Origin of the sequence: Pseudomonas sp. 51_B (assembly GCF_017491595.1) — a bacterium.
Classification (GTDB): Bacteria; Pseudomonadota; Gammaproteobacteria; order Pseudomonadales; family Pseudomonadaceae; genus Aquipseudomonas; species Aquipseudomonas promysalinigenes.
This window is the reverse complement of sequence record NZ_JAFGYW010000017.1, coordinates 17201-40928: the sequence shown is the minus strand read 5'-3', so window position 1 is coordinate 40928 and position 23728 is coordinate 17201. Positions and strand designations below refer to the sequence as shown.

The window sequence follows — 23728 nt, the reverse complement described above, 5'->3', positions numbered from 1 at the left end:
CGCGACCGTGGCGCCGATACAGGGGCAATCGCTTACACCAACAGGCCTATGACCTCGCACAATCGCTCAATCAAAAACCAACGAACATCCGCCGCCGGCTTGTTGCGTCATACGCTCAGTCCACTGACGCCAATCGGCCTATTGCTGACCGGTATCGGCGTGTCCATGGTATTTGGCCATGCAGATATCCAGCGCCAGAGCAGCCCCCAGGCTACTAGTCTGTTCCACTCACCGCTGTTCTGGTTCGCCATGATCTGCAGTGGCCTGCTCAGCCTGTTCGTTGCCCGGATCAACCGCAGGCAGCGCCAGCTGCAACGGCGTAATTGCCGACTGCAGCGCTCCCAGGCCCAGCTCGAACGCCTGGCGCACTACGACACCATCACCGGCTTGCCCAACCGGGTGCTGTTCCAGCGGCAATTGGCCCAGGCTACCGCTCAAGGCCATGGCCTGGCCGTGCTGCTACTGGATATAGACGGTTTCAAGCAGGTCAACGACAGCTTGGGGCATGCCATGGGCGATTTGCTCTTGCAGCAGGCCACCGCGCGTTTTGTGCAAGAGCTGGGCGGCGGCGACCGGGTTTGCCGTTTGGGTGGCGACGAATTCGTGTTCATGCTTCAAGGCACCCAGATACAGGTCAGCCAACAGCTACGCCAGCTGCTGCGGTGCCTGCAACGGCCATTTGACCTCAACGGCAATACCGCCCTGGTGACCGGCAGCATCGGCATAGCATGGTGCCCGCAGCATGGCGAAGATGTAGACAGCCTGCTGCGCCATGCCGACACCGCCATGTATGCCGCCAAGGAGGGCGGGCGCAACGCCTGGCGTGCTTACCACCCTGACATGACAGCGCGGCTGCACCAGCGCCTGGAACTGGAACGCAACTTGCGCCGGGCGTTGCAGGAGAACGAGTTCGAATTGTGGTACCAGCCCAAGATCGATCTTTTCAGTGGCCAGCTCGAAGGCGTCGAGGCCCTGCTGCGTTGGCGGGACCCAGAGCATGGGTTGATTCCGCCTGGGGAGTTCATTCCGCTGGCCGAGCGCAGTGGCCTGATCATCCCGCTGGGCGAGCGCGTCCTGGACCTGGCCTGTGCGCAGTTGGCCCAGTGGTGTGCCGCCGACTGCCTGCCCGGGCCCTTGGCGGTCAACGTGGCAGCGCTGCAGATCGAGCGAAGCGACTATGTTTCGAGCCTCGCCATGGCGCTTGAGCGTTATGGCCTGGCGCCGCATCTGCTGGAAGTGGAGATCACCGAGAGCCTATTGATGGAAAGCCAACAGCAGGCCTGTGAGGCGTTGGCCCAGCTGCAGTCGATGGGCGTGGCGACGGCGGTGGACGACTTCGGTACGGGCTATTCGTCGTTGGCCTACCTGCGTGCCTTGCCTATCGATCACCTGAAGATAGACCGGGCATTCATCAAGGATTTGCCAGATGACGATGATGCAGTGGCCATTGCACGGGCTATCATCGATCTCGGCCATGCATTGGGGTACCGCATCACCGCCGAAGGTATCGAGACTCAGCAGCAGTATGACTTCCTGCGCAATGCCGGATGTGATCAAGGCCAGGGCTATTTGCTGGGTCGGCCGATGCCGGCCGCGCAGTTGCAGAGGTGGATGGCAGACAATCCTCGAACGGCGCGTGCGCCAAGTTGAGCGGGCCTGTGGGGGGCCGCTCATATAGCAAAGTCGATGTCGGATAATCGAATGAGTGGGCTTTTTTGACGCCAAGAAATACCTTCAGATACTGTCAAAATGCCGCTTGCCAATACCTAATGGTGCACCTTAAATTGTTACTGGATGTAAGCTGACTAATCTTCATATAACACCTGTATATCAATGTTTTATATGAATATCAGCAAGTTTTCATGCTCTGTCCCGCTCAGTTTCATTGGCATCAGCGAAGGACGTTGAAAAAGACATGAATGCAAAACTCAAAGCTATGGCACGAAGCTTCATCTCGCCATCGATGCGTTATGAGCTGCGCACTGTCTCAGACAAATTACGCGAAACGCTGGCCCGCGCCTGTTTCTGGAAGTGGGAAATCGCACGGTTCAGCCTACGCCAGCAGAGCCCCTACGACATTCTCTATGTAGGCCGCAAACAGCAACGGGAGATGGCTGCGCTGCTGATAGGAGGCAAGGACCCGTCGCCGGTAGAACGCATGGCCGGGGACGCAAAGCGCCCAGTGGTAGTGGTGAGTGAGTTGCCCACCGCAGGGGCATTGTCGGTTCCGCACTTTGTCAGTGCGGTGGTGCCCTTGGGGCGCCCGTTGGATGAGATCATCGCCCGCTACGACAGCGAACTGCGCCGCACTATCCGCAAGAACCGCCCGCTGTATCAGATGCGCCCGGTGGCGTCGGACGAGGAAATCGCCATGGCCGACCGCGATCTGTTGCGCCCGTACGCCACTGCACGCCAAGGCAGCAGGGCGGCGCAGTTTCCCACCGAGGAGGTGTTCCGCCTGGCCAAGGAGTACGGGCGTCTGGATCTGATTACCCTGAACGGCGAAGTGGTAGCCTGCCACCTTGGCTGTGAGGTCATCCGCGGTGGCAAACGCTATTGGAGCACGTTGCGCTTCGGCTACTGCGAAAGTGTCTTCAGCGATGCCAAAAAACTGCGAGAAGTCAATTCCATGACCACGTTCATGACGCTGGAATGGGCATTGGCCAACGGTTTCGATTACCACGATATCGGCTTGTGCGTTGCGCGCCCGGACGACGGCTTGCTCAAGTGGAAGCGCAGGCGTGGCGGCGATGTGGACACGCTGAACAATCACGCCTGCCTTTTCGTGCGCTTGCCCGCTACCGGTCAGGCGGATTTTCTGTGGGAAACCCCGCTGTTTGCCATGGAAGGCAACAAAGTCACCTTGCACTTGGGCCTGCCAGCTGAGGCCAGTGAGGAGGAAATTGCCAGCCGTTACCAGGAAATGGTGTTTGGCGGCTTGCATAAGATCTACCTCTACAGCGCCCCCCAGGCAGGGGAGGCTTTTCTGCAGACCCTGCGCAACCGTTATGCTGGCTTCCCCAGCCCTCCGATTCTTCAGCAGGTGGCTTGTCGCTGACCGGCGGCCTTACCTTCGCAAGTACTGGCCTGGCCTTCAAAGGAGGGCGCAAATGGGTACTGATATTTCCGGGTTCGCTTCATCGAGCGCTCTGCGCCGGGATCGGTGGACGCTGGCGGCATACCGCGAGATGCTGCGCAAGCGGCTGTGTCAGCAACCGGGCCTTGAACTCAAAAGCCTGGCCGAAAGAAGCTGGGATATCGCCCCTGGTGGCAGCACGGTTTCGCCTGCAGCCGTGTTCCTGCCCGGCCAGATGGAGCGTGTAACAGGCTGGCAGGAAAAAGAGTTCTTCCCCTATGTACACCCAGGGCCGACCATGCAAGGCGGGCTCACAGTCACCCATGGCCCTACACGCGGCTACTTGCTCAAGGATGTATGGTTGATCGACGGGGCGCTTTACAAGGGCAAAGCCAGCCAGTGGTTGTCATTGCGGCAGGTCAGCGTCCCATCGGTCAGGGTCGAGCACGAGGTCGAGCGCGCGGCCATTTATTGCACTCACAACGGCAACAGTTGGTTCGGCACCTGGCTGATGGAGGACTGCCCGACCTATGCCTTGGCTTGCAATGAAGGTGTGCCGGTTACCATTGCACCGTCGGCGCGCTTTCCGCTGTTCACCCAGGCCCCTGCCTATGAGGCTTGGCTAGGGATGCAACCGCTGCGGCTGCGTACGGCGTTTTTCCGTGAGCTGGTGGTGTTTGACGACATGAGCAACAACTTCAGCCGCTACCAGCGCTTTCGCGACATGGGCCACAAATTGCTGGCTCACGTGGCCCATGTGCCGCACCCGGGGGTCTTCATTCTGCGTGGGGGCGACGGCGAGCTACGCATGTTGCGCAACGAACTGGAAGTGGCTGAGCATCTGCGTAAGGTTCACGGTTTCAAGGTCGTGGACCCGCTGAAGATGCAGGTGCCGGACATCGTCGCAGCCTGTGCCGGCGCCCGCGTGGTGATGGGGGTAGAAGGTAGCCAGTTGGTGCATGGCGTCAATGTCCTGCAGCCAGGTGGCGTGGTGTTCACCTTGCAGCCGCCTAACCGTTTTGTCAGCTATTACAAATTCTTGACTGACCGTGATGGCCAACATTTCGCTTTCGTGGTCGGCAGCCCGGAAGGTGAGGGGTTCACCATCAGTATCGATGAAGTGGAGCGAACGCTCGACATGCTACCGGGTTGAACACAGGCCGAGCCCGACTTATGCAGCGGGTGATCTAACGCTTGCGTTATTCACGTTTGAACTCAATGTTATTGACGGATTAGTGGCGCTGTCGTTGTGACGGCGTCTCGCACATTTGTAGTGGGTCAGTCACTGCGCTGCAAATACATGAAATAGAGCCAACTTTTCGGATAATGAATAGCCAGAGAGGGCCTGCAATATCCGACGACGGCTTTCTGACGCAATGGCGGCATGGTGATTAATTTATATTATGGTGTCGGATCGTTGACGTAGTGTCACTCTGCCCATAAGCTCAAAACAGCTACCCACCACTGCCTCTGCCAACCTAAATAATAACTATCTTTCCTCTTCGCAGGAGGGGATTATGCGCTCGACTCTGTTCATCAAATCGATTTTTCTCTTGGTGTTAATGAGTGGTGCAGCGCGAGCCGCAGACTCATATATGAGCCAAACCAATATAGTACCGCTTGCCACAGCAGCCTGGCTATTCGGGGTCGCCATCGTCGGTTTCGTGGCTGTGGCAAACCGACGGAAAGTCTAGATTAGAGCCCATAATCTTAATGCCAATCTATTGACGCTTTAAATGTCGACATTTGAGTTTTCCAGCGTGCCGATGCTTGTGAATTTTACAGCCGTTGCTATATTCCACTAGCCAGTGCCGGTAACCTGGCAAAGCGGCAGAGTGAAATATCAAGATATTGGCGCCGGGCCTCCAGGAAGGCAGGCCAGCGCGGTGGCTCTCGCCACCGCGAAGAGGAGCGAGAGGTTTGCTGTTGTTCTCATTCAGTGCTCTTAACCTGGGCCGTCAGGCCGGAGGGATCCCTCATGGTACGTTTGCTGATGTCTGTTCTCTGCGCCTTGGCGGTCTGTTCTGCAACCGCCGCCGATACTTCCTCTTCTGCCTACCTGTTGAGCCCGGGCGATAAAGTCATGATCTCGGTGTGGCAGGAAGATACCCTGCGCCAGGAAACAGTTGTGCTGCCCGATGGCAGTATCACCTTCCCACTGGCCGGGCGCGTCGATGTCGCCGGCCTTGAAGCCACTGCAGTGGCAAGAAAGATCGAAACCGCATTGAAACCGTACCTGGCTCAGCCCAATGTCAGCGTGGTTGTCACAAGCACTGCTGGCAACCTTGTCTACGTACAAGGCAAGGTCATCAAACCTGGCCCAGTGCCCATGGCAGGCCCTACGGCGGTGCTTCAGGCATTGAGCATGTCCGGTGGTATGGACAAATTCGCTGACGAAAGTGCCATTAAGGTCATCCGTGGCCAAAAGGTCATGCCGGTACGCTACAAGGACCTGGTTTCTGGGCGTGACATGTCCACCAACTTCCAACTTCAGGCTGGCGATACGCTGGTCGTACCCTGACTTTTCACATTATTAAGAACGTCTTGTGCCTATCAATAAAACGACGAGTGTTGTAACGGCAATCATGATGATGCCGTTTTCTGGAATGGTTGATGCCGCCAGCTGGCAATCTTCAGTCGAGCTTCCAACGACTGTGGAACATGACAGCAACCCATTGCTCCTGACGTCCAAGGAGAAAGGTGTGACGCGTACCATCATTGCGCCTGATTACACGTTGGTGGGTCAGTTCGATCGGGATCAGTTGCGTATGGGCCTAGGCATGCACGTGCTGCGCTCTTCCGACCGCTCGGTCATCAAGGACCGCGAAGACCCTAAGCTGAGCCTGGGCTGGCAGCGCGAGACCGAAAGCGGCGGGTTCGGCCTGCTGGCAAGTTACGAAGAAAGCTCGACGCTTTCTGGCGCGGTGCAGGATACCGGGGTCGTCACCACCATCGACGGTACCCAGAAGATGTCCATCGTCTCGGGCAACTGGAGCAGTGCGGTCACCGAGCGCAGCACCCTGGCTAACGAGCTTCGCTACGCACACGCCACCTATGACGTCAATTCACTGACCGGTTACGACGAGTACACCAACGATTTCACCTGGACCTACGCCTGGAGCGAGCGCACCGATATCATCACCGGCTTCCAAGCGCGGCGCTATGAGCCAGACAGCACCAGCATAGCGGTCGCCACCAACAGCTATGTGCCCAGCATCGGTATCAAGTACCAGATTTCCGACAGCCTGGTCGGCGCCATGCACGTCGGCGTCAACCAGACCAACGGCGACGGCACGCAGCGCCGCGGCGAAGGCGGTGCGTCGTTGACCTATCGTGGTTTACGCACCGAAGCGAGCATCAGTGCCGAGCGCAGCACGATGGCCAACGCCCAGGGCGGCGCGGCCGAGATGGACATGGTTCGTGCCAGCTGGAGCTATTTGCTCACCGAAACTACCCGGGTCGGCGCCGATGCCTGGTGGCAGGACAGCAAGGGGCAGAACCCAAACACCCTACAAACCTACAGCATCTGGGCCAGCCGGGCATTTTCGCCGGCCTGGGATTTGCGTGTTTCGTTGTTGTACAAGGAACGTCAACAGAATGGCCTGCCTGATGCCGACGCTACCATCGCTGGTTTGACGCTGACCTACAGATACCCCGACATCTGAATTTCGGATTGGTGGCCACTATGAAATCTGAGTACGAGCTTTCCATCAAGGATTACATTGCCATCATCAAGGATCGCGCCTTGCTGTTGGGGATCGTCATAGTGGTCGTGTTGGCGGCAACCGTGGGGGTTGCTATCAGCGTGCCGCCAATCTATCAGTCGACCGGGACCATTCTGGTGGAGTCGCAGCAGATTTCCCCAGACTTGGTCTCCGGTGGCAACAACACGTTCGCCGATGAGCGCATCGAGGTGATTCGCCAGCGGGTGATGACCCGCGAAAACCTTCTGAAGATCATCGACAAGTACAACCTGTTCGCCGACCGCGGCAGCCGTTTCAGCGAGACCGACAAGATCGAGCAGATGCGCAGCGCGATCGCGGTGGCGACGTTGAGCACTTTCGTCAAAGGGCGCGGCGAAGCCACCGTGGCCTTTACCGTGTCTTATGAAGACAAACGGGCGGATGTGGCCAAAGAAGTTGCCGATGAGCTGGTGTCGCTGTTTCTCAACGAAAACGTCAAGCAGCGCACCGAGCGCGCCACCGAAACTACCGAATTCCTGACCCAGGAAGCCAACAAGCTTGGCGCCGAGCTGGCCGATTTGGAAAACCAGCTGGCAGACTTCAAGCAGGCACATTCCAATGCCTTGCCCGAGAACCAGCAGCTGCGAATGAGTATGTTGTCCCGCGCTGAGCTGGAATACCGGGAAGTCGACCGCGACTACAAGGCTGCCCAGGAAGAAGTGCGCTATCTGGAGCTTGAATTGGCTGCTGCCAACTCAGGCGTCTCTACCCAAACCGCCAACGGCAGGGCAGTTGCACCTGACCCGCAAGATCTGCCGAGCCTCAAGGCCGAATACGCACGGCTGTTGAGCAAGTACACCGAGGCGCACCCGGATGTGGTCGCCATCAAGCACAAGATCGACCTGCTCAAGGCCTCGGGCGATAAAGGCATCGCAGCCGCCGGGGCGATGAACCTGGATGCCGCCAGAGTACGCACCAAAATGGCTGCAGCGCAGTCGCGCATCGTCTCGCTGGCCGAGCAGAAGCGCCAGCTGACCAGCAAGATGGAGGCCTACGAGGCCGATATCCTGGAAGCACCGCAAGTGGAGCGTGGCTTGGTGACGCTGATGCGCGATCACGATAACGCTCGCAAGAAGTACGAAGAAATTCGCAACAAGGAAATGGGTGCCAAGATCACCGAAAGCCTGGAGCAGGAAAACAAGGCAGAGCGTTTCGTGCTGCTTGAGCCGCCCTTGATGCCAGAAAAACCGATCAAGCCCAACCGCAAGAAAATTGTCGCCCTTGGCTTGGTGCTGGCGCCGGCCGCAGGGGGGGGGCTGGTGATGTTGCTGGAGATGCTCAACCAGCGCGTGCGCGGTGTCGGCGCCCTTGAAAGCGTGCTGGGCCGGCGCGTGCTGGTAGCGGTACCTTACATCTCCACCAAGGCAGACAAGGCCAGGCGCAAGAAACTGATCACGATGATGGTCGTTGCCGGGGTGCTGCTGGTGGCTATCCTGTTGGTGGTCGTGCACATGTTCTACATGCCGTTGGACCTCCTGCTTTTCAAAGCTATGGGTCGGTTTGAATAGGGAGCGCAGCGATGGACAGAAGTACGCCGGCTGTTGGCAAGAACATTCATCAGGTCTCGCCTGGCACCTGCGACACGGCACAAGTGCCCTCGGTCAGGGAAAGGCCGGGTGAACTTGGCCAGTTCGACTATGTGCAAACCAAGGTGGTGCCGCTGGATGCGCAGCATCTGGAGCGCAATCGCATCGTCTCGTTCAACAAGAATTCGAACATGAGCGGTGCCATCGACCTGCTGCGCACCCAAGTGCTGCAGGCCATGGAAGACAATGGTTGGAGGACGCTGGCGATCACTTCGCCCACGCCTGAGGCGGGCAAGACCGTGCTGGCGGTCAACCTGGCCATGAGTATCGCGCACCACACCAACAAGACCGCGTTGCTGGCCGACTTCGACCTGCGCCGCCCGCGGGTAGGCAGCAGCTTGGGGTTGCCGATGGAAAAAGCACTCAACGACGTGCTCGAAGGCAAGGCCTGGCTTGAAGAGGCATTGGTCAATCCGACATTGCCACGCTTTGTAGTTCTGCCTACACGCGAGCCGGTACCGATGTCGACCGAGGTGCTGTCATCGGCGAAGGTCGACACGCTGATCAGTGAGCTGCGCGATCGCTACGACTCTCGCATTTGCATTTTCGACTTGCCGCCTTTACTGAGTTCGGATGACGCAATCACCGTGCTGCCGAAATTCGACTGCGTGCTGCTGGTCGTGGCCAACGGCATGAACAGCAAGAAGGATATCGAGGATTGCCTGTACCACCTGGCTGGGTCGAACCTGGTGGGGGCAGTACTGAACAAGGCAGATGAGCAGTTACGAACTTACTATTGAGCGGTGGATGGGCATCTGGAGCTGAATGCCAAGGGGGTGTTCATCTCCAGGGATATTTCAGCTCCCACGCCCAGGCATGGCGCACAATGTCCTGAAGTAAGGTAAAGCCAGGCTGCCACCCCAGTATGGACCTGGCCTTCTGTGCATCCGCTACCAACCGAGGCGGGTCGCCGGCCCGCCGCGGCGCCTGGTTGACCTTGATGGTTCGCCCGGTAACCTCGCGTGCCGTCTCGATCACCTGCTGCACGGAAAACCCCAGCCCATTGCCTAGGTTGAACGCCGTCGTCGCGCCGCCGGCCAGCAGGTACTCCACAGCCAGCGCATGCGCCGAAGCCAGGTCCGCCACATGGATATAGTCACGGACACAGGTTCCGTCGGCGGTGTCGTAATCGTGGCCGAACACGGTCACGGATTCACGACGGCCAGAGGCCGCCTGCAGGATCAACGGGATGAGATGAGTTTCTGGCAGGTGACACTCGCCCAATTGGCCGTCCGGATCAGCGCCGGCTGCGTTGAAGTAGCGCAAGCTCACCGAACGCAGGCCATAGGCCCGGTCGAAATCTTCGAGCATTTGCTCAACCATCCATTTGCTGCGCCCGTAGGGGTTGATCGGCACCTTGGGGTGTTGCTCATCGATGGGCACATATTCGGGGTCGCCATACACTGCGGCGCTCGAGGAAAAGATCAGCCGTTTCACCCCCGCCCGCACCATGGCCTCGAGCAGGCTGAGGGTTGCACAAACATTGTTCAGGTAATACTTGTCGGGGTCGGCCACCGACTCGCCGACCTGGATGAATGAGGCGAAGTGAAATACAGCATCGAAGTGATAGTCGCTGAACAGCGTATCGAGCCCATGGCCGTCGGCGATGTCCAGGCATACCCACTGCAAGCCCGGCACTGGCGCTTCAAGGTCTGCCACAACCACCTCATGGCCTGCGTGCAGCAGGTGCTTGACCATGTGTGAGCCGATATAACCTGCACCACCGACAACCAAGTACTTCATCCAATCCTCCTGGAGCAGACGTAGCGTCGAATGCCTGTCATGCAGGGCTTCAATGACTGTAGATGGCGATATGCCCTATTTCAAGAACAGCCAATTGGCCATGTGCTGGCCATCGAACGTGATCAGGTAGTGGCCGTCTTTGTAATCTACGGGCTGGTTTTTTTCCTCGCCGTCACTGCTGCGGCTGTAGAGTTTCAGCCCTGCTGGCGCCTTGATGCTCAGGCTCCCCTGCAGCGGTTCGACATGGAAAGGCGTGACATCCTCAGCCCTGGGTACGGCCCGGCTGCCGAGTGAAATCAGCAGCCTGCGCGACTGGCTCAAGGGCTTGTCGTCAAGGCTCTGGACCGCCACGCTGGCATAGGGGGTCGTGAGCTGCAGGGCGATGTCGCCCAAGGCCAGCGACTGGCTTCCCAGCCAGCCGGTTGCCGCCTGGGTCATTGGCGTGTCGATGGTGTAAAGGCCCTGCTGCCAGTTGTGCCGCAACTGGCCAGTATCGCTCAGCGCTTCGCTGGCACCGGGGTCGATCAGTGAGCGCCCTGGGTCGTTGAACACTTGCGCATCGGCAGGGATTTTACTGGGCTGCAGCCAGGGCAGCTCGGAGGCTGATGGCAGGGCGATCTGCAGTCGGCCCTTTTCCATGGCGGTGCGTAGCAGTACCGAGTTGGCCGGCGAAATATCCTGGTTGAACAGGGCTTGAGCAGTGGGTGCGAAGACGTAACGGGTCGACGCCGGCTGCACATCCTGGCGCCGGTAGAGCAGGGCGGCTGCCGGCAGGGTGGCGATCAGCCCAGGGTCATTGTAGGCATTCCAATTGTCGGCACGGCGCCACTGCTCGACCAAGGCTTGCTGGCTGTAGGCGTATTGCATGATCGCGTCCCAGCCCTGGTGACTAGCAGTCCCTGCGACATAAAGGGGCAGGGAGTGGCGGTCGGGCAGAGGGAAGGGTTCGGCGTTCCATTCTGTGACGGTCATCGGCTTGCCCAGCACCTGGGCAGCCCCCAGCCAATTGATCATGCCGTCGCTGGTCAGTGGGTTCTTCTCCAGTTGGCCCAGCCCGCCATAGCTATGCGCGTCGACAACATCCCCAGCGGTAAGCGCTGGCAGCGAGGACAAACCGTTCAGGCCCCAGGTGCTGGTGGTGGCGATGGGCACCTTGACCCCTAGCGTGCGCAAGTAGCTGATCATGTCGGCGTAGAAGCGTTGTTCCAGGTCGTTGAGAAACAGCTTCGAAGGGCCATACTCCCAGGCACGCCAGGTCTTGTCCGCAGGCAGGTCGTGGGCCTGGGCAAAGGCCTTGGCCTGATCCATGTACAGGCGGCTGTGCTTGGGTACCTGCTTGTCCGGTAGCAGGGCATTGCCGAAGTGGTGGGTGATGTCGTTTTCGTTGGTGATCAGTACTGCAGCGATGGCGGGGTCATCCTTGTAGGCAAGGCCGGTGTAACTGTTGACGTGGGTCAGGTACTGCTCGGCGAAGCGCTTGAGTGCCTGCTGCAAAGTGACGTTGACGAACAAGTAGCCTTTGAGCTCTGCGACGCCGTGCTCTTTGGGCAGTTCATCGAAGCCATAAATGTTGTCCGCCGCAGTCACCGGGCGCGACACATGCAGGTCGAGCCACACGTAGATCCCTTCGTCCTTCAGGCTTTTGATCCACAGGTCGAGTTTCTTCAACGAGTCAGCGCTCAGCTGTTGGGTGTTTTTGAGCTGCTGCAGATCGCCGAACACGTTGGGCGTCACCCACGGGGAGTCGTGGTGATGCACGCGCACCAGGTTGAAACCCAAGGCGGACAAGCGTTTTGCCTGCTGCTTGATGTCCTCGTCAGGGGTGCGGAACAACGAATAGGCTGACATGTTGGTGCCCCAGAAACGCGCGGGGGTGCCATCGGCGAACAGCAGCCGTTCACCCTCGGCCTTGACGAACCCTCGTTTGCCAGCAGGTTTCTCGGCGGCGTTGAGGAACGACAGGTCAACTGGCGACGTACGCCAGTCGAGCTGATCATCTGGCCACGTGTTGGGGTCGCTCATGCCGAAACGTTCGCTGGCGGTCTGGCCGATGCTGATATCACCGGTGACACTCATCTGCGCCTTGATCAGCTGTTGGCCAGGCTTGATAGGGTCGGTGTAGAAAAAGGTGCGTATCTGGTCGGTGTTGCCGCGTTCGAAATACACCTTGGCCAGGGGTGGGTCAAAACGCATTTCCACATGCGGCCCTTCAGGGTTCTTGCCCCAAGCCCAGCCGCGGTTCTCGGGCAGTAGCACCGGGTCGCCCATTTGACCGGCGATCAACCCGGGGTCGAAACGCCAGACGATGCCGCCGCCCATGACATCGCTTTGCCGGCTGTGGGCCTGCAAATCGAAGTCCCAGGTCAGGGTTTGCGGCTCGGGCTTGCGGATGTCCGCCTTGAGGTCGAAGTCCAAGTCCTTGTTATTGCCGGTGAGTGTATAGCGGTAAGGCCCATCGACTTTGAGGGTTGGATAGAACCCGGTCCAGCCCCAGTTCGCGCCCCAGAAGTCGAAGCTGGGTACGAACGCTGGGCCTCCTCCATACGTCAGTGTCGGCAGGCCGTTCTGTTCGTCTACACGTACCGTCCATGTCGACGCCCAGCTATTGACGGGCACCGCCAGCAGGCTGATGAGCAACGATGTGCGGGTCCATCTGGACAGGGCGAGCGTGAGCATCGAACTACCTCGGTTGAAGGCTGATGGAGGTCACCGGGCTGTCTTGGGTCACGGCCTGACGGCGCATCATGTGGATATAGGCGACGCTGACCCCGGCAATCGACCAGTAAATGATCGGGATGACGGTGATGCTGCTCACGGTGAAAATAGTCACCAGAATGCCCATCAATGTGGCCAGCAGAACACGCCCCAGCAGCCGATAGGGATCGGCGTTGTCAGGCACCGCCCGCATTGCCTTGCGCAACCCCAGCAGGATGTAGGCAAAAAAGCCCAGGAACAGCCCAAGCCCAAGCAGGCCAACGCGCAGCGCCAGGCCGACGTAGGTGTTGACGATGTCGATGATGCCTTCGCCCTGGATCATCGATTGCATCTCCGGGGTGCTGCGAAAATCGAATGAGCCGAACAGCGGATTACGCTGGATGACGATCCACGAGTTGTCGAGCAGGCGCTGGCGGTAGGTGATGTTTTCGGTGTCCACCTTGCCAATGAACGGCAGCAGGTCGAGTATCTTGTCCCCGCCAGGCATCACGGTCAGCAATGGGATGCTCAGCACCCCGGCCAGGGCAAGCAGTGCCAAACGCGAGGCCGCGTGCCTGCCCATCGCGATGAACACCACCACGATCACCCCAGCGCCGATCCACGGGCCCCGCGAAAGCGGTGCGAACAGCCCTGCGGCAAGCAGCAATGCGCCCAGGTAGCGGTGCACAGGTTTCTGCACGAAGTGCTGCACGAACAGAAACAAGCCAATCGCCACGGCCATCACATAACCGAGCACGATGGCCTGCCCGGTGGTGACACTGGCGCGCAGTGCCCCCCCTCGGCTCAGGTAGGCCTTCATGTCCCACTGCAGGCCCAAGGCGTCGATCAGCGCGTTGTAGAGCAGCCAGTGGCGCACATATTCGGCCACGCCCAGCAGTGCCAACAGGAAGGCCACGATAACGAATGCCAGCAGCGCGTCCTTGAAGTCGCTCAGCTCACGCAAGCCGCGGCTGGCCACGTAGTAGGGCAGGAACACGTCGATGTACAGGCTCAGCATTTGGCGCAGGGTATCGGTGACGGTGGTCTCGCGCAGCGCCAAGGCGCTGGTCAACGCCAGGCTTGCCAGCAGCAGCTTGTCGGGCAATAGCCGGCCGAACCGGATGCTCGTGCTTTGTTTTCGCAGTACCCACGCGGCAGGCAGCAGCACGCACAAGGTCAGCACGCGTTGATGGTTGATGTCGAACAGGTAGTTGACGATGCCAAAGCCCGGTATCTCGGTAGCGGCCGGCGGGATGAGAAACAGCAGCATGAAAAACAGCGCAAGCGGGTTGTGCTCGCGGCGCTGGGCAACCAGCAGAATGACCGTGGCCGCGCCTGCATACACCCAGAAGCTTTGGGCGAAGAATGCAACCAAGGTCAGCACGAACCACAAATTGCGACGCCGTTTGAAGTCCGCTGGGGGGATCAGGTCCGTTGCCGGACGCCGGGCCATGAAGAAAACCACGCTGGCCACAAACACAATGACGACCAGGGCTCTTAGATGTTCAGGCATGGGTTATAGGCACCTATCCCTCGATGGGCTGGATGGAGGCTAGCATCGTGGCTAAATGAAACTATAGTGACTTCTAGGCGCCGCGTGGAAAGTCTTGAGGCGAAGAGAAAGCCAGGCAAAAACAGCCTAGCAAGCACAGTTTCAGTTTTGCGCTTGACCTGCGAGGTCGCTTGTCGGTTGCGGCAACACAGTGTGGGGCGACAATAAAAACCAATGGTATGGGGCGGGGATCATGGGGAAGCTGCAGTTTTGTACCCCATTGCTGGGGCGCAGAGGCTTTATACGCAACTGTGTGTTGTTCAGTGCCGGGGTCGCCATGTTTGGGGGAAGTGCGCAGGCAGCGCGCAAGCCTGAGCCAACCGGCAGGTTCGTCATCATCAACGGCTGGGTGTTGCCGGTGGGGTATTTTCAGGACGAACGCTCATGATCAAGGACTACGATGCCGACAAGCGCCTGCGCGAGGCATACGACTTCTGCATCGTCGGCGCAGGCCCCGCGGGGATCACCCTGGCGTTGCGCCTGGCAGGTGCCGGCTGGAGTGTGGCTCTGCTCGAAGGAGGGGGCCGTGAGTACACGCCGCGGTCCCAAGCGCTGTACAAGTGCACGTCCACAGGCCTTGAGGTGTTCGCCGCCGAAGACCGCCTGCGTTACCTGGGCGGCACCTCCAATCACTGGGCAGGGCGCTGCCGCCCCTTCACCTCTGCGGATTTTGCGGTGCCACCACCGGTGGAGATGCCCGGCTGGCCTATCCCATACGCTGAGATCGAGCGGTACCTACCGGGTGCCATGGAAATCGTCGATCTGCCTCAGGGGGCCGAATTCAAAGCCGTAAACCCCGGCCTGAACGGCGGTGAGTTCGAGGCTGACCGCTTTCTGCTCAGCCCGCCAACGCGCTTTGCCCAAAAGTACGCCACCGCGCTGGACGAGACCCCGGGTTTGGACGTTTTCATCAACTGCAACTGCGTCGACTTGTTGTTCGACCCAGACGCTGGAAAATTGAAGGCTGTGCAGGTGTCGGACTACGAGGGCAAGCGCCAGCCTGTGGCGGCACGCAACTTCATCCTGGCCACCGGCGCCATCGAAAATGCCAGGCAGTTATTGAACAGCAAATCGCTGGCCCAGGCGGGCGTGGTGACCAAGGACGGCCTGGTTGGCCGATGCTTCATGGAGCACCTGAACATCGACATGGGGACGTTCATCCTGCGCAGTGGCGAAGGCACCGATCCTCGGCAGTATTTCACCACCGATGCTTTCGTCGCCCAGTACCAGGCGGGCAGAGGCAATGTTCTGGCGTCGGTTTTGGCCGATGTGCAGACCTATGGCCGTACGGCCGAGGTCAAGCATTTTCTGGAAAACCTGGCGTGCGACATGGGCGTGGCCAGCAAGATCGAGTTCGTCGCCAAGTTCAGTTGCCCGGGCGACGGGGTGATCAGCACTTTGATTGAGCAGTTCCCCAATGTGCACAGCCGTATCTCGCTGCTGGACGAGCAGGACGAACTGGGTGTGGCCAAGGTCAACGTCAATTGGGTGCTCAGCGACAGCGACCGGCACACCATCAAATGCATCGGCAGCGAACTGGCCAAGCAGTTCGCTGAAATGGGCCTGGGTTTCGTCAAGCTCAACGACTTCGTCTACGACACCAGCTTGCCGCTGAAGATGTCCCCCCATGCCCATCACATGGGCACTACGCGCATGGCGGCCTCAGCCAAGGATGGGGTGGTCGATACCAACTGCAAGGTGTTTGGCACCGAAAACCTGTATGTCGCCGGCAGCAGTGTATTCGCAACCGGCGGGGCGTCGAACCCGACGATGCCGCTGCTGCAGTTCGCCTTGAGGTTGGCCGACCATCTCAACCAGAAGATGCACTCGGCTACGGGGGCGGCAGCCTGAATACATTCAACTGAAGTAGCGCTGTGAAGGGGTGGAGTGCAACAGGGTCAGCACCTAGAAGAACGAGACCGTGTTTGCCTCAGGGACAGTCCAGGATCGCTCGAATCGCGAGGCTTGCCATATGTTGGGATGGATACGCAGTGCTGTGGCGCATTACGCCAATACGACCGGACGCGGCGTTGCGGCCTATAAAAAACTCTGCAACCCCACACCCAGGCAGTGGGGGGAGTACCAGTGCCGATGGGGCAAGTTCTATTCGGTAGGCACCAACTTTCACATGAATGTCGGCTGTAACGTCACCGACCCGGCGTTGGTGCGCATCGGCAACAACGTCGGCCTGTCCGATTGCACGCTGATAGGCCACGACGGTGTGGTGGCGCTGATCGAGCTCTGCTACGGCATGAAGCTCGACTCGGTCGGAGTCATCGATGTCAAGGACAACAGTTTCGTCGGCCATGGTGCGATCGTCATGCCGAGGGTGACCATCGGCCCGGATTCGGTTGTGGCCGCCGGCGCCGTGGTAACCAAGGACGTGCCACCCGGCACGGTCGTCGGTGGTAATCCTGCCAAGTTCATCTGCACCACGGCAGATTTGATCAAGCGGGTCGAAGAACGCTGCAATGCCTACCCTTGGATGGAGCTGATAAAAGAACGCAAAGGCTCGTATGACCCGGCGCTGGAGCCTACCCTGGCCATGCACCGGCGCCGTTATTTCTTCGGAGACGGCAGCAATGGATAACAAGCCTGTCGATGTGATGGTGGTCAATTTCAACACGGCCGGGTTGCTGCAGCCGATGTTCGATTCACTGCGGGCGGCCGGCGGCGAAACCTTGGCCAGTTACCTGGTGGTAGACAATGCCTCGGTCGACGACTCGGTCGAACGCCTGGGCCAGGTCTGCCCGCAAGCGCTTTTGTTGAGCAACAAACACAATGTCGGCTTTGGCCGGGCCAATAATCAGCTGCTGGCGCACCTACGCGGCAGGTACGCGCTACTGCTCAACACTGACGCCTTCGTGGCCGCCGACAGCCTGCAGAAAACCCTCGACTACATGGACGCGCACCCCGAATGCGGCATTCTTGGGGTGCGCCTGGTGGGCCGCGATGGCGAACTGCAACCCAGCTGCCGCTATTTCCCAACCCCGTTGAACCTCTTTGCAGCACGAACTGGGCTAGGGCGTTTCATGCCAGGGCTGAAAATGGTCGACGAAATGGACTGGGATCATGCCTCGGTGCGTGAGTGCGACTGGCTACCGGGTTGCTTCTACCTGGTACGCCGGGAAGTGCTCGACCAGGTAGGGCTGTTCGACCCTCGCTATTTTCTCTATTACGAAGAAGTGGACCATTGCAAGCGGGTCAAGGCCGCGGGTTGGAAAGTGGTGTATTTCCCTGATACCACCGTGGTGCATATCGGTGGCGAGAGCTCCAAGTCGGTGGCCGAGCTCGAGGCGGCCAGCCGACAGATATCGGCTTACCAGATCGAAAGCGAACTGCTGTACATGCGCAAGCACCATGGCGCGGCGGGGCTGGCCTTGCACATGCTGCTGGTGAGCCTGGGCGACCTGGTGCTGGCACTCAAGGCGCTGCTCAAAGGCCGCGGCATGGAGGCGATCAAGGCATGTTGGCGGCACACCCGCGCCACGTGGTCGCTGCTGCTCAAGACCCAGTTTGCCAACCAACCCACACGGTAGGTGAAACCATGTTCGATAACATCCGCGCAGACTTGCGCGCCCATGGCGGTGATTGGGGCGCTCAGGGGTTTTGGGTTCTGGTGGTCTATCGCTTCGGGCGCTGGCGCTATGGTGTGCGTCCGGCGTTGCTGCGCAAGCTCTGCTCTTTGGTCTACAAGGTATTGTTCAAGTTCGTGCAGATCATCACCGGCGTCGAGTTGCCTTGCGAGGTGGTGATTGGCCGCAACTTTGTCATCGATCACTTTGGCGGCATCGTGATCAGCGGCTACGCGCGGTTTGGCGATGACTGCCGGATTCGCAACGGCGTGGTGGTGGGGTTGAAGAATGTCGATGAACCCATCGCGCCAGTGTTCGGCAACAACGTCGACATCGGCGCCGGCGCCAAGGTGCTGGGCAATATACGCATCGGTAACAACGTCGCGATAGGCTCCAACGCAGTGGTGTTGACCGATGTACCGGACAACTCGCTGGCGGTCGGGGTGCCCGCTAGCATCAAGGCGCGCAAGCACAGCGATACCCTGCAATACACGTGAGCCGGCCCGAAACTGACGAGTGAACGCCATGGTGACAGGGATTGGAGTGGTGGTGATCGGCCGCAACGAGGGCCAGCGCCTGGAGCGCTGCCTGTTGTCCTTGATTGGGCAGGCGGACCAACTGGTGTACGTGGACTCCGGCTCCTGCGATGGCTCGGTGGAATTTGCCGCTGAGCTGGGGGTGCAGGTAGTGGCCCTGGACATGACCCAACCCTTCACAGCGGCGCGTGCACGCAATGAAGGTTTCACCTGCCTGATGGGTATCGTGCCGAGCATCAGCTATGTGCAATTCGTCGATGGTGACTGTGAAGTCGATGGCGGTTGGTTGAGCAAGGGCCAGGCCTTTCTCGATCAGCACCCGGATGTAGCGGTGGTGTGCGGACGGCGCCGTGAGCGCTTTCCCCAGCGCTCGGTTTACAACCTGCTCTGCGACCTGGAATGGGACACGCCGGTGGGGCAAACCAAGGCGTGTGGCGGGGATGCACTGATGCGCGTCGATGCGTTCATGGCCGTGTCCGGTTTTCGCCCAGAACTGATTGCCGGCGAAGAGCCGGAGCTGTGCCTGCGGTTGCGCGCAGCCGGCTGGAAAATCTGGCGCTTGCCCGAAGAGATGACCCTGCACGATGCCGCCATGACCCGGTTCGGGCAATGGTGGCGGCGCAGTCTGCGGGCCGGCTACGCCTATGCCGAAGGCGCCTACTTGCATGGGCTCAAGCCCGAGCGTCATTGGTTGCGTGAATCGCGACGGGCCTGGTTCTGGGGCCTGATCCTGCCGTTGGCGATCCTGATTGTGAGCCTTCTTTCGGGCGGCTGGGGGCTGTGGCTGTTACTGATCTATCCATTGCAAACCGTACGTCTGGCCCGCCGGGGCAGCCGCTCACGCCGGGAAAACTGGTGGCAGGCAGTGTTCCTGGTGCTGGGCAAGTTCCCTGAAATGCTCGGCCAGGCCAAGTTCCTGCTGAACAGGTTTGCGGCCGGTAAGGCGCTGTTGATCGAGTACAAATGACATGTCGATGACCTTCAGATCGTTAGCCAAGAGTGTGCTCACGCTGCAGCCAGGCTATTCGCTGCGAGCGCTCAACAACAAATACAAGTTGACGGTTTCGATGGCCCGCGAGTGGTCGGGGTTGCAGGCTTTCACTCAGCGCATGTCCAAGGCCTTGGGCCAGGAGCGCTTCGAGCAGTTGGGCGTGGACTGCATCGGTGTGGTGCAGTGGCCTTACATCAGCAAGCGCTGGAACGCTGCGCAGCGGCTTGCAGCTGTGGCCTCGCATTATGAAGTGGTGACCGCCCAGTGTGCGCCTTTGCTGCTGTTGCAGCGCGATGAGCAGCGCCAGCTATGCGACCTGTCAGGCTACTCAAGCGGGTGCCGGCTGGTGCTGGACCGGCCGATCTGGTTCAAGCGCGAAGGTGAGCTGGTGATCAACCTGTTCCAGGGCGACCTGCGTGTGGCCTCGCTGGCCTTCACCTTGTGCCACGAGGCCCAGGGTGTGTGCCTGTATATCGGCGCAGTGCAAGGCATTCACAAAGGTGTGGGCAGCGACACGTCCCTGACCATCTACCGCGACCTGACCAAGGACTTCGAAGGCCTACGCCCCAGAAGCCTGCTGATCGAGGCCATCAAGTGCATCGCCAGAACCCTGGCCGCCCAGCGTATCTATGCCGTCGCGGACGAATATCGCCACCATCGACACCCGTATTTCGGCGCCGAGAAGTCCCAGGAACTGGCGGCCAATTACGACGTGATCTGGCAGGAGAACGGCGCCGAGCCCTGCGAGTGGGTGGATTTCTTCAGCATCCCCCTGGCCCCCGCCCAGCGCCCGGTAGAGGAGATCGCGGCGAAGAAGCGGGCGATGTACCGCCGGCGCCATGCCTTGCTCGATGACGTGTTTGCCCAGATCCAAGCTGCCATGGTGGGCAGCACGGTGCAGCACAGCGCGGCCGACTTGGCCATTCGATGAACGGACACAGATTTGGGGCCTTATGCGAATTGCTTACTTCATCAATCAGTACCCCAAGGTCAGCCATACCTTCATCCGCCGCGAGATACTGGCGCTGGAGCGCCAAGGCGTCGAGGTGCAGCGCATCGCCCTGCGTGGCTGGGATGCTGAACTGCAGGACGCTGAAGACTTGGCGGAGCGGGGCAAAACCCGCTATGTGCTGCAGGACGGGCTGAGGGGGTTGCTCAAACCCCTGATGCAGGTGCTGCGGGCACGGCCCAAAGCGTTCCTGACGGCCCTGCGCCTGGCGCTTGGCCAGGGTTGGCGTGCCGACCGCCCGTGGCCATACCACCTGGTTTATCTCGCTGAGGCATGCCGGCTGCTGCAATGGTTGCAGGACGCTGCGGCAGAACATGTGCACGCACATTTCGGCACCAACTCCACGGAGGTGGTCATGCTGGCCAACGCGCTGGGCGGCCCGCCTTACAGCTTCACCGTGCATGGGCCGGAAGAGTTCGACAAGGCTCAGCTTCTGCATTTGGGCGAAAAGGTGCGGCGGGCGTCATTCGTTGTCGCCGTCAGCGCCTTCGGGCGTAGCCAGCTATGGCGCTGGGTGGCCCATGAGCAGTGGGGCAAGGTCAAGGTGGTGCATTGCGGCCTGGAACGCAGTTTTCACCAGGTGGCACCGCAAGCAGTCACCGCCACGCCTCGGCTGGTTTGCGTTGGGCGCTTGTGTGAGCAGAAGGGCCAGTTGCTGCTGATCGAAGCTGCACGTGGCCTGGTCAGTCAGGGCGTGCAATTGGAACTGGTATTGGCTGGCGATGGTGAATTGCGAGGCCCGATTGAAGCACTCATCGTGCGCTACGGTTTGCAAGCGCAGGTGCGCATCACCGGCTGGATCAGCAGCGCGCAGGTGCGCGACGAGATTCTGGCCGCGCGGGCCATGGTACTGCCAAGCTTTGCCGAAGGTTTGCCGGTGGTCATTATGGAGGCGATGGCGCTGCGCCGAACTGTTCTTACCACTTACGTGGCCGGTATCCCTGAACTGGTCCGCCACGGCGAGAACGGCTGGCTGTTCCCGGCTGGTAGCGTCGAAGCCTTGACCGAAGCGATGCGCCAATGCCTGGAGCAGCCCGTGCAGGTGTTGCAGCGCATGGGCGATGCGGCCTATGAGCGGGTATTGCAACGCCACGACATCGATACCGAGGCAGCCAAGCTGCTCAGCCATTTCAAGGTGCCGGCATGATGACCTTGCTGGCTTGGCTGCTGGGTGGCGTGGCGCTGTTGCTATTGGTACCGGCATTGCTGCTGTTCATCCAGGTGGTGCTGGCCTGCCTACCTGCTCGGGTGCGACAGAGGCCTCACCTGCCGCGGCCGCGGTTGGCAGTGCTGGTACCTGCGCACAACGAGGCGTCGCTGATCGTTTCGACGCTGGCCAGCATCCGGCCGCAGCTGCGCGATGGTGACCAACTGCTGGTGGTGGCCGACAACTGCAGCGACCAGACCGCAAGCCTTGCCCGCGCGGCGGGAGCGCAAGTGGTCGAGCGCGAGGACCTGCTGCGCCGAGGCAAGGGTTATGCATTGGATTTCGGGGTGCAGCACCTGCGCCTGTCGCCACCGCAGGTGGTGATCATCATCGATGCAGACTGCCAGGTTGGGGCCGGTGCGCTCGAGCACCTGGCTTGTAGTTGTATAGACCGCGGCCGGCCTGCACAGGCGTTGTACCTGATGCATGCGCCGCCCGGGGCGGGGCTGAAGGTGCAGGTTGCAGCTTTCGCCTGGCGGGTGAAGAACCTGGTTCGGCCGCAGGGTTGGGCACGGGCGGGCCTGCCATGCCAGTTGATGGGGGCAGGCATGGCGTTCAGCTGGCAAGACCTGTCGGCCGTCAACCTGGCTACCGGTCACCTGGTCGAAGATCTGAAGCTTGGCCTTGAGTGTGCCGCGCACGGTAAGGCGCCGGTATTCTGCCCGCAGGCTGTGGTGAACAGCCATTTTCCCACTAGCCAGGAAGGCCTGAGTATTCAGCGCAAGCGCTGGGAGCATGGGCATTTGGGGGTGGTCTTGGCCGATGGGCCCAGGCTGCTCGCCGCTGCGCTGCTCAAGCGTAATTGGCCACTGTTGGGCATGGCAGTTGACTTACTGGTGCCGCCCCTGGCCTTGCTGTCGTTGCTGTTGATGGGGGTCTTCGCTCTGACCTGGCTCACGTTCGGCGTGGGGGGGGCGCTGCTGCCTGCACTGCTCGCCACCTTGGCGTTGGCCTTGCTTGGCGCTGCCATCCTGTTGGCTTGGGCCTGTTTTGCACGGGAGCTGATTCCGTTTTCGGCACTGCTGTACGCACCGTTCTATGCGGCGCGGAAAATCCCTTTGTATCTAGGGTTCCTGCTCAAGCGCCAGGTCGACTGGGTGCGTTCGAAACGGGATGACAACTGATGACAGAGCAGGGTTGGCTGCAGCGCTGGAAGATGGTCATGGGCAAGCTGTGCCTGGTGGAGGATGCGGCACACGAGCAGCGGCTGCTGCAGTCACTGTGTTCGGCGCAGCGGCCAACGGTACTGGGCTTCGTCAATGCCCACGCGATGAACCTGGTGGCTGGCAACGCCGATTATTGCCATGCGCTGGCTGCTGCCGATGTGCTGCTGCGCGACGGTGCTGGCATGGCAGTGCTGCTGCGTCGCCTGGGGCTTGCGCCGGGCCTGAACATGAACGGCACCGATTTGATTCCCAAGCTCCTTACGGGGTTTGAAGGCCGCAACGTGGCTTTCTGGGGAACGCAGGATCCGTTCCTGACCGAAGCCGCGCGGCGTTGCGAGGCAGAGTTCGGCCTGCAGGTGGTGTCGCGACACCACGGTTTTGCCGATACCGATACTTACCTGGGCCTGGCTCAGCGACATCGCCCTGGGTTGATCGTGCTTGGCATGGGGATGCCCAAGCAGGAGCAGTTGGCCGCACGCTTGGCCGTTCTCGATTACCCCTGCCTGATCGTCTGCGGTGGGGCGATCCTGGACTTTCTCGGTGGCAAGGTCGCGCGGGCGCCTCGCTGGGTAAGGCGGATGAACGCCGAATGGGTGTTCAGGTTACTCAGAGAGCCCAAACGCCTGTTCAAGCGTTACGTGCTAGGCAACCCATTGTTCCTATTGCGTGCTCGGTTTTATGCCCGCTCGCCGATGCATCGCCGTTAGCGGCCATGCTCAACGCTATCTGTCGAACAGTGGTGGATCTTCACCGCAGCATGACCACGGTGCTGCTACAGTGATATCAAACAGACCGGCGCGGTTTGCAGGAGATTTCACAGATTTTTCAGGTACCTGAGTTGAATCTCCAT

General features: G+C 60.1%; 19 protein-coding genes. 16 read left to right on the top strand and 3 right to left on the bottom strand.

The features are described from left to right. The first annotated feature begins 99 nt into the window (after nt 1–99). The 7 genes from J5M56_RS17385 (at nt 100) to J5M56_RS17355 (ending at nt 9145) form a co-directional block, all read left to right on the top strand. On the top strand, nt 100–1650 hold the full coding sequence (locus J5M56_RS17385) for an EAL domain-containing protein (protein ID WP_243430816.1): 1551 nt from the start codon (nt 100–102) through the stop codon (nt 1648–1650). A gap of 265 nt (nt 1651–1915) precedes the next feature. Beyond that, nucleotides 1916–3058 (top strand): hypothetical protein, encoded by a 1143-nt coding sequence (locus J5M56_RS17380; RefSeq protein ID WP_186477148.1) that lies wholly within the window; start codon nt 1916–1918, stop codon nt 3056–3058. Between the two features lie 52 nt (nt 3059–3110). Then, complete coding sequence (locus tag J5M56_RS17375; protein ID WP_207937402.1) at nt 3111–4229, top strand: glycosyltransferase family 61 protein; 1119 nt, start codon at nt 3111–3113, stop codon at nt 4227–4229. Between the two features lie 825 nt (nt 4230–5054). Next, the gene (locus tag J5M56_RS17370) at nt 5055–5597 is read left to right on the top strand and encodes a polysaccharide biosynthesis/export family protein (protein WP_060476501.1); all 543 of its coding nucleotides are present in this window, start codon (nt 5055–5057) and stop codon (nt 5595–5597) included. A gap of 25 nt (nt 5598–5622) precedes the next feature. Further along, nucleotides 5623–6741, top strand: coding sequence for a hypothetical protein (locus tag J5M56_RS17365; RefSeq protein WP_207937401.1), 1119 nt, complete (start codon nt 5623–5625; stop codon nt 6739–6741). A 20-nt stretch (nt 6742–6761) separates the two neighbouring features. Continuing rightward, nucleotides 6762–8327 (top strand): Wzz/FepE/Etk N-terminal domain-containing protein, encoded by a 1566-nt coding sequence (locus tag J5M56_RS17360; protein WP_207937400.1) that lies wholly within the window; start codon nt 6762–6764, stop codon nt 8325–8327. Nucleotides 8328–8338: 11 nt separating this feature from the next. After that, nucleotides 8339–9145: a CpsD/CapB family tyrosine-protein kinase gene (locus J5M56_RS17355; protein WP_060476498.1), complete on the top strand. Its 807-nt coding sequence runs from the start codon at nt 8339–8341 to the stop codon at nt 9143–9145. 40 nt (nt 9146–9185) lie between these two features. On the opposite strand, the gene galE is transcribed toward J5M56_RS17355, so the two are convergent. From galE to J5M56_RS17340, 3 genes are all read right to left on the bottom strand, one after another. Continuing rightward, nucleotides 9186–10148: a UDP-glucose 4-epimerase GalE gene (gene galE / locus J5M56_RS17350; protein ID WP_207937399.1), complete on the bottom strand. Its 963-nt coding sequence runs from the start codon at nt 10146–10148 to the stop codon at nt 9186–9188. A 75-nt stretch (nt 10149–10223) separates the two neighbouring features. Continuing rightward, complete coding sequence (locus tag J5M56_RS17345; protein ID WP_207937398.1) at nt 10224–12824, bottom strand: cellulase family glycosylhydrolase; 2601 nt, start codon at nt 12822–12824, stop codon at nt 10224–10226. A 4-nt stretch (nt 12825–12828) separates the two neighbouring features. Then, a complete protein-coding gene (locus J5M56_RS17340) occupies nt 12829–14355 on the bottom strand; it encodes an O-antigen ligase family protein (protein ID WP_207937397.1) in 1527 nt (508 codons plus the stop codon). 423 nt (nt 14356–14778) lie between these two features. Here J5M56_RS17340 and J5M56_RS17335 point away from each other — a divergent pair, with 423 nt between their 5' ends. The 9 genes from J5M56_RS17335 to J5M56_RS17295 all read left to right on the top strand — a co-directional run bounded on the left by J5M56_RS17335 (nt 14779) and on the right by J5M56_RS17295 (nt 23585). Further along, nucleotides 14779–16245: a GMC family oxidoreductase gene (locus J5M56_RS17335; protein ID WP_207937396.1), complete on the top strand. Its 1467-nt coding sequence runs from the start codon at nt 14779–14781 to the stop codon at nt 16243–16245. Between the two features lie 121 nt (nt 16246–16366). Further along, entirely contained in the window at nt 16367–16984 is a 618-nt protein-coding gene (locus J5M56_RS17330; RefSeq protein ID WP_060476492.1) for an acyltransferase, read from the top strand. Then, complete coding sequence (locus tag J5M56_RS17325) at nt 16977–17933, top strand: glycosyltransferase family 2 protein (RefSeq protein ID WP_207937395.1); 957 nt, start codon at nt 16977–16979, stop codon at nt 17931–17933. The genes J5M56_RS17330 and J5M56_RS17325 overlap by 8 nt, the downstream gene beginning before the upstream one ends. 8 nt (nt 17934–17941) lie before the next feature. Further along, the gene (locus tag J5M56_RS17320) at nt 17942–18466 is read left to right on the top strand and encodes a serine acetyltransferase (RefSeq protein WP_060476490.1); all 525 of its coding nucleotides are present in this window, start codon (nt 17942–17944) and stop codon (nt 18464–18466) included. 28 nt (nt 18467–18494) lie between these two features. Next, complete coding sequence (locus J5M56_RS17315; protein ID WP_186477156.1) at nt 18495–19472, top strand: glycosyltransferase; 978 nt, start codon at nt 18495–18497, stop codon at nt 19470–19472. A 7-nt stretch (nt 19473–19479) separates the two neighbouring features. After that, on the top strand, nt 19480–20427 hold the full coding sequence (locus J5M56_RS17310; protein ID WP_207937394.1) for a VirK/YbjX family protein: 948 nt from the start codon (nt 19480–19482) through the stop codon (nt 20425–20427). A gap of 22 nt (nt 20428–20449) precedes the next feature. Beyond that, a complete protein-coding gene (locus tag J5M56_RS17305) occupies nt 20450–21652 on the top strand; it encodes a glycosyltransferase (protein ID WP_207937393.1) in 1203 nt (400 codons plus the stop codon). Continuing rightward, entirely contained in the window at nt 21649–22836 is a 1188-nt protein-coding gene (locus J5M56_RS17300) for a glycosyltransferase family 2 protein (RefSeq protein WP_207937392.1), read from the top strand. The genes J5M56_RS17305 and J5M56_RS17300 overlap by 4 nt, the downstream gene beginning before the upstream one ends. After that, nucleotides 22836–23585, top strand: coding sequence for a WecB/TagA/CpsF family glycosyltransferase (locus tag J5M56_RS17295; RefSeq protein ID WP_207937391.1), 750 nt, complete (start codon nt 22836–22838; stop codon nt 23583–23585). The genes J5M56_RS17300 and J5M56_RS17295 overlap by 1 nt, the downstream gene beginning before the upstream one ends. Nucleotides 23586–23728 lie beyond the last annotated feature (143 nt).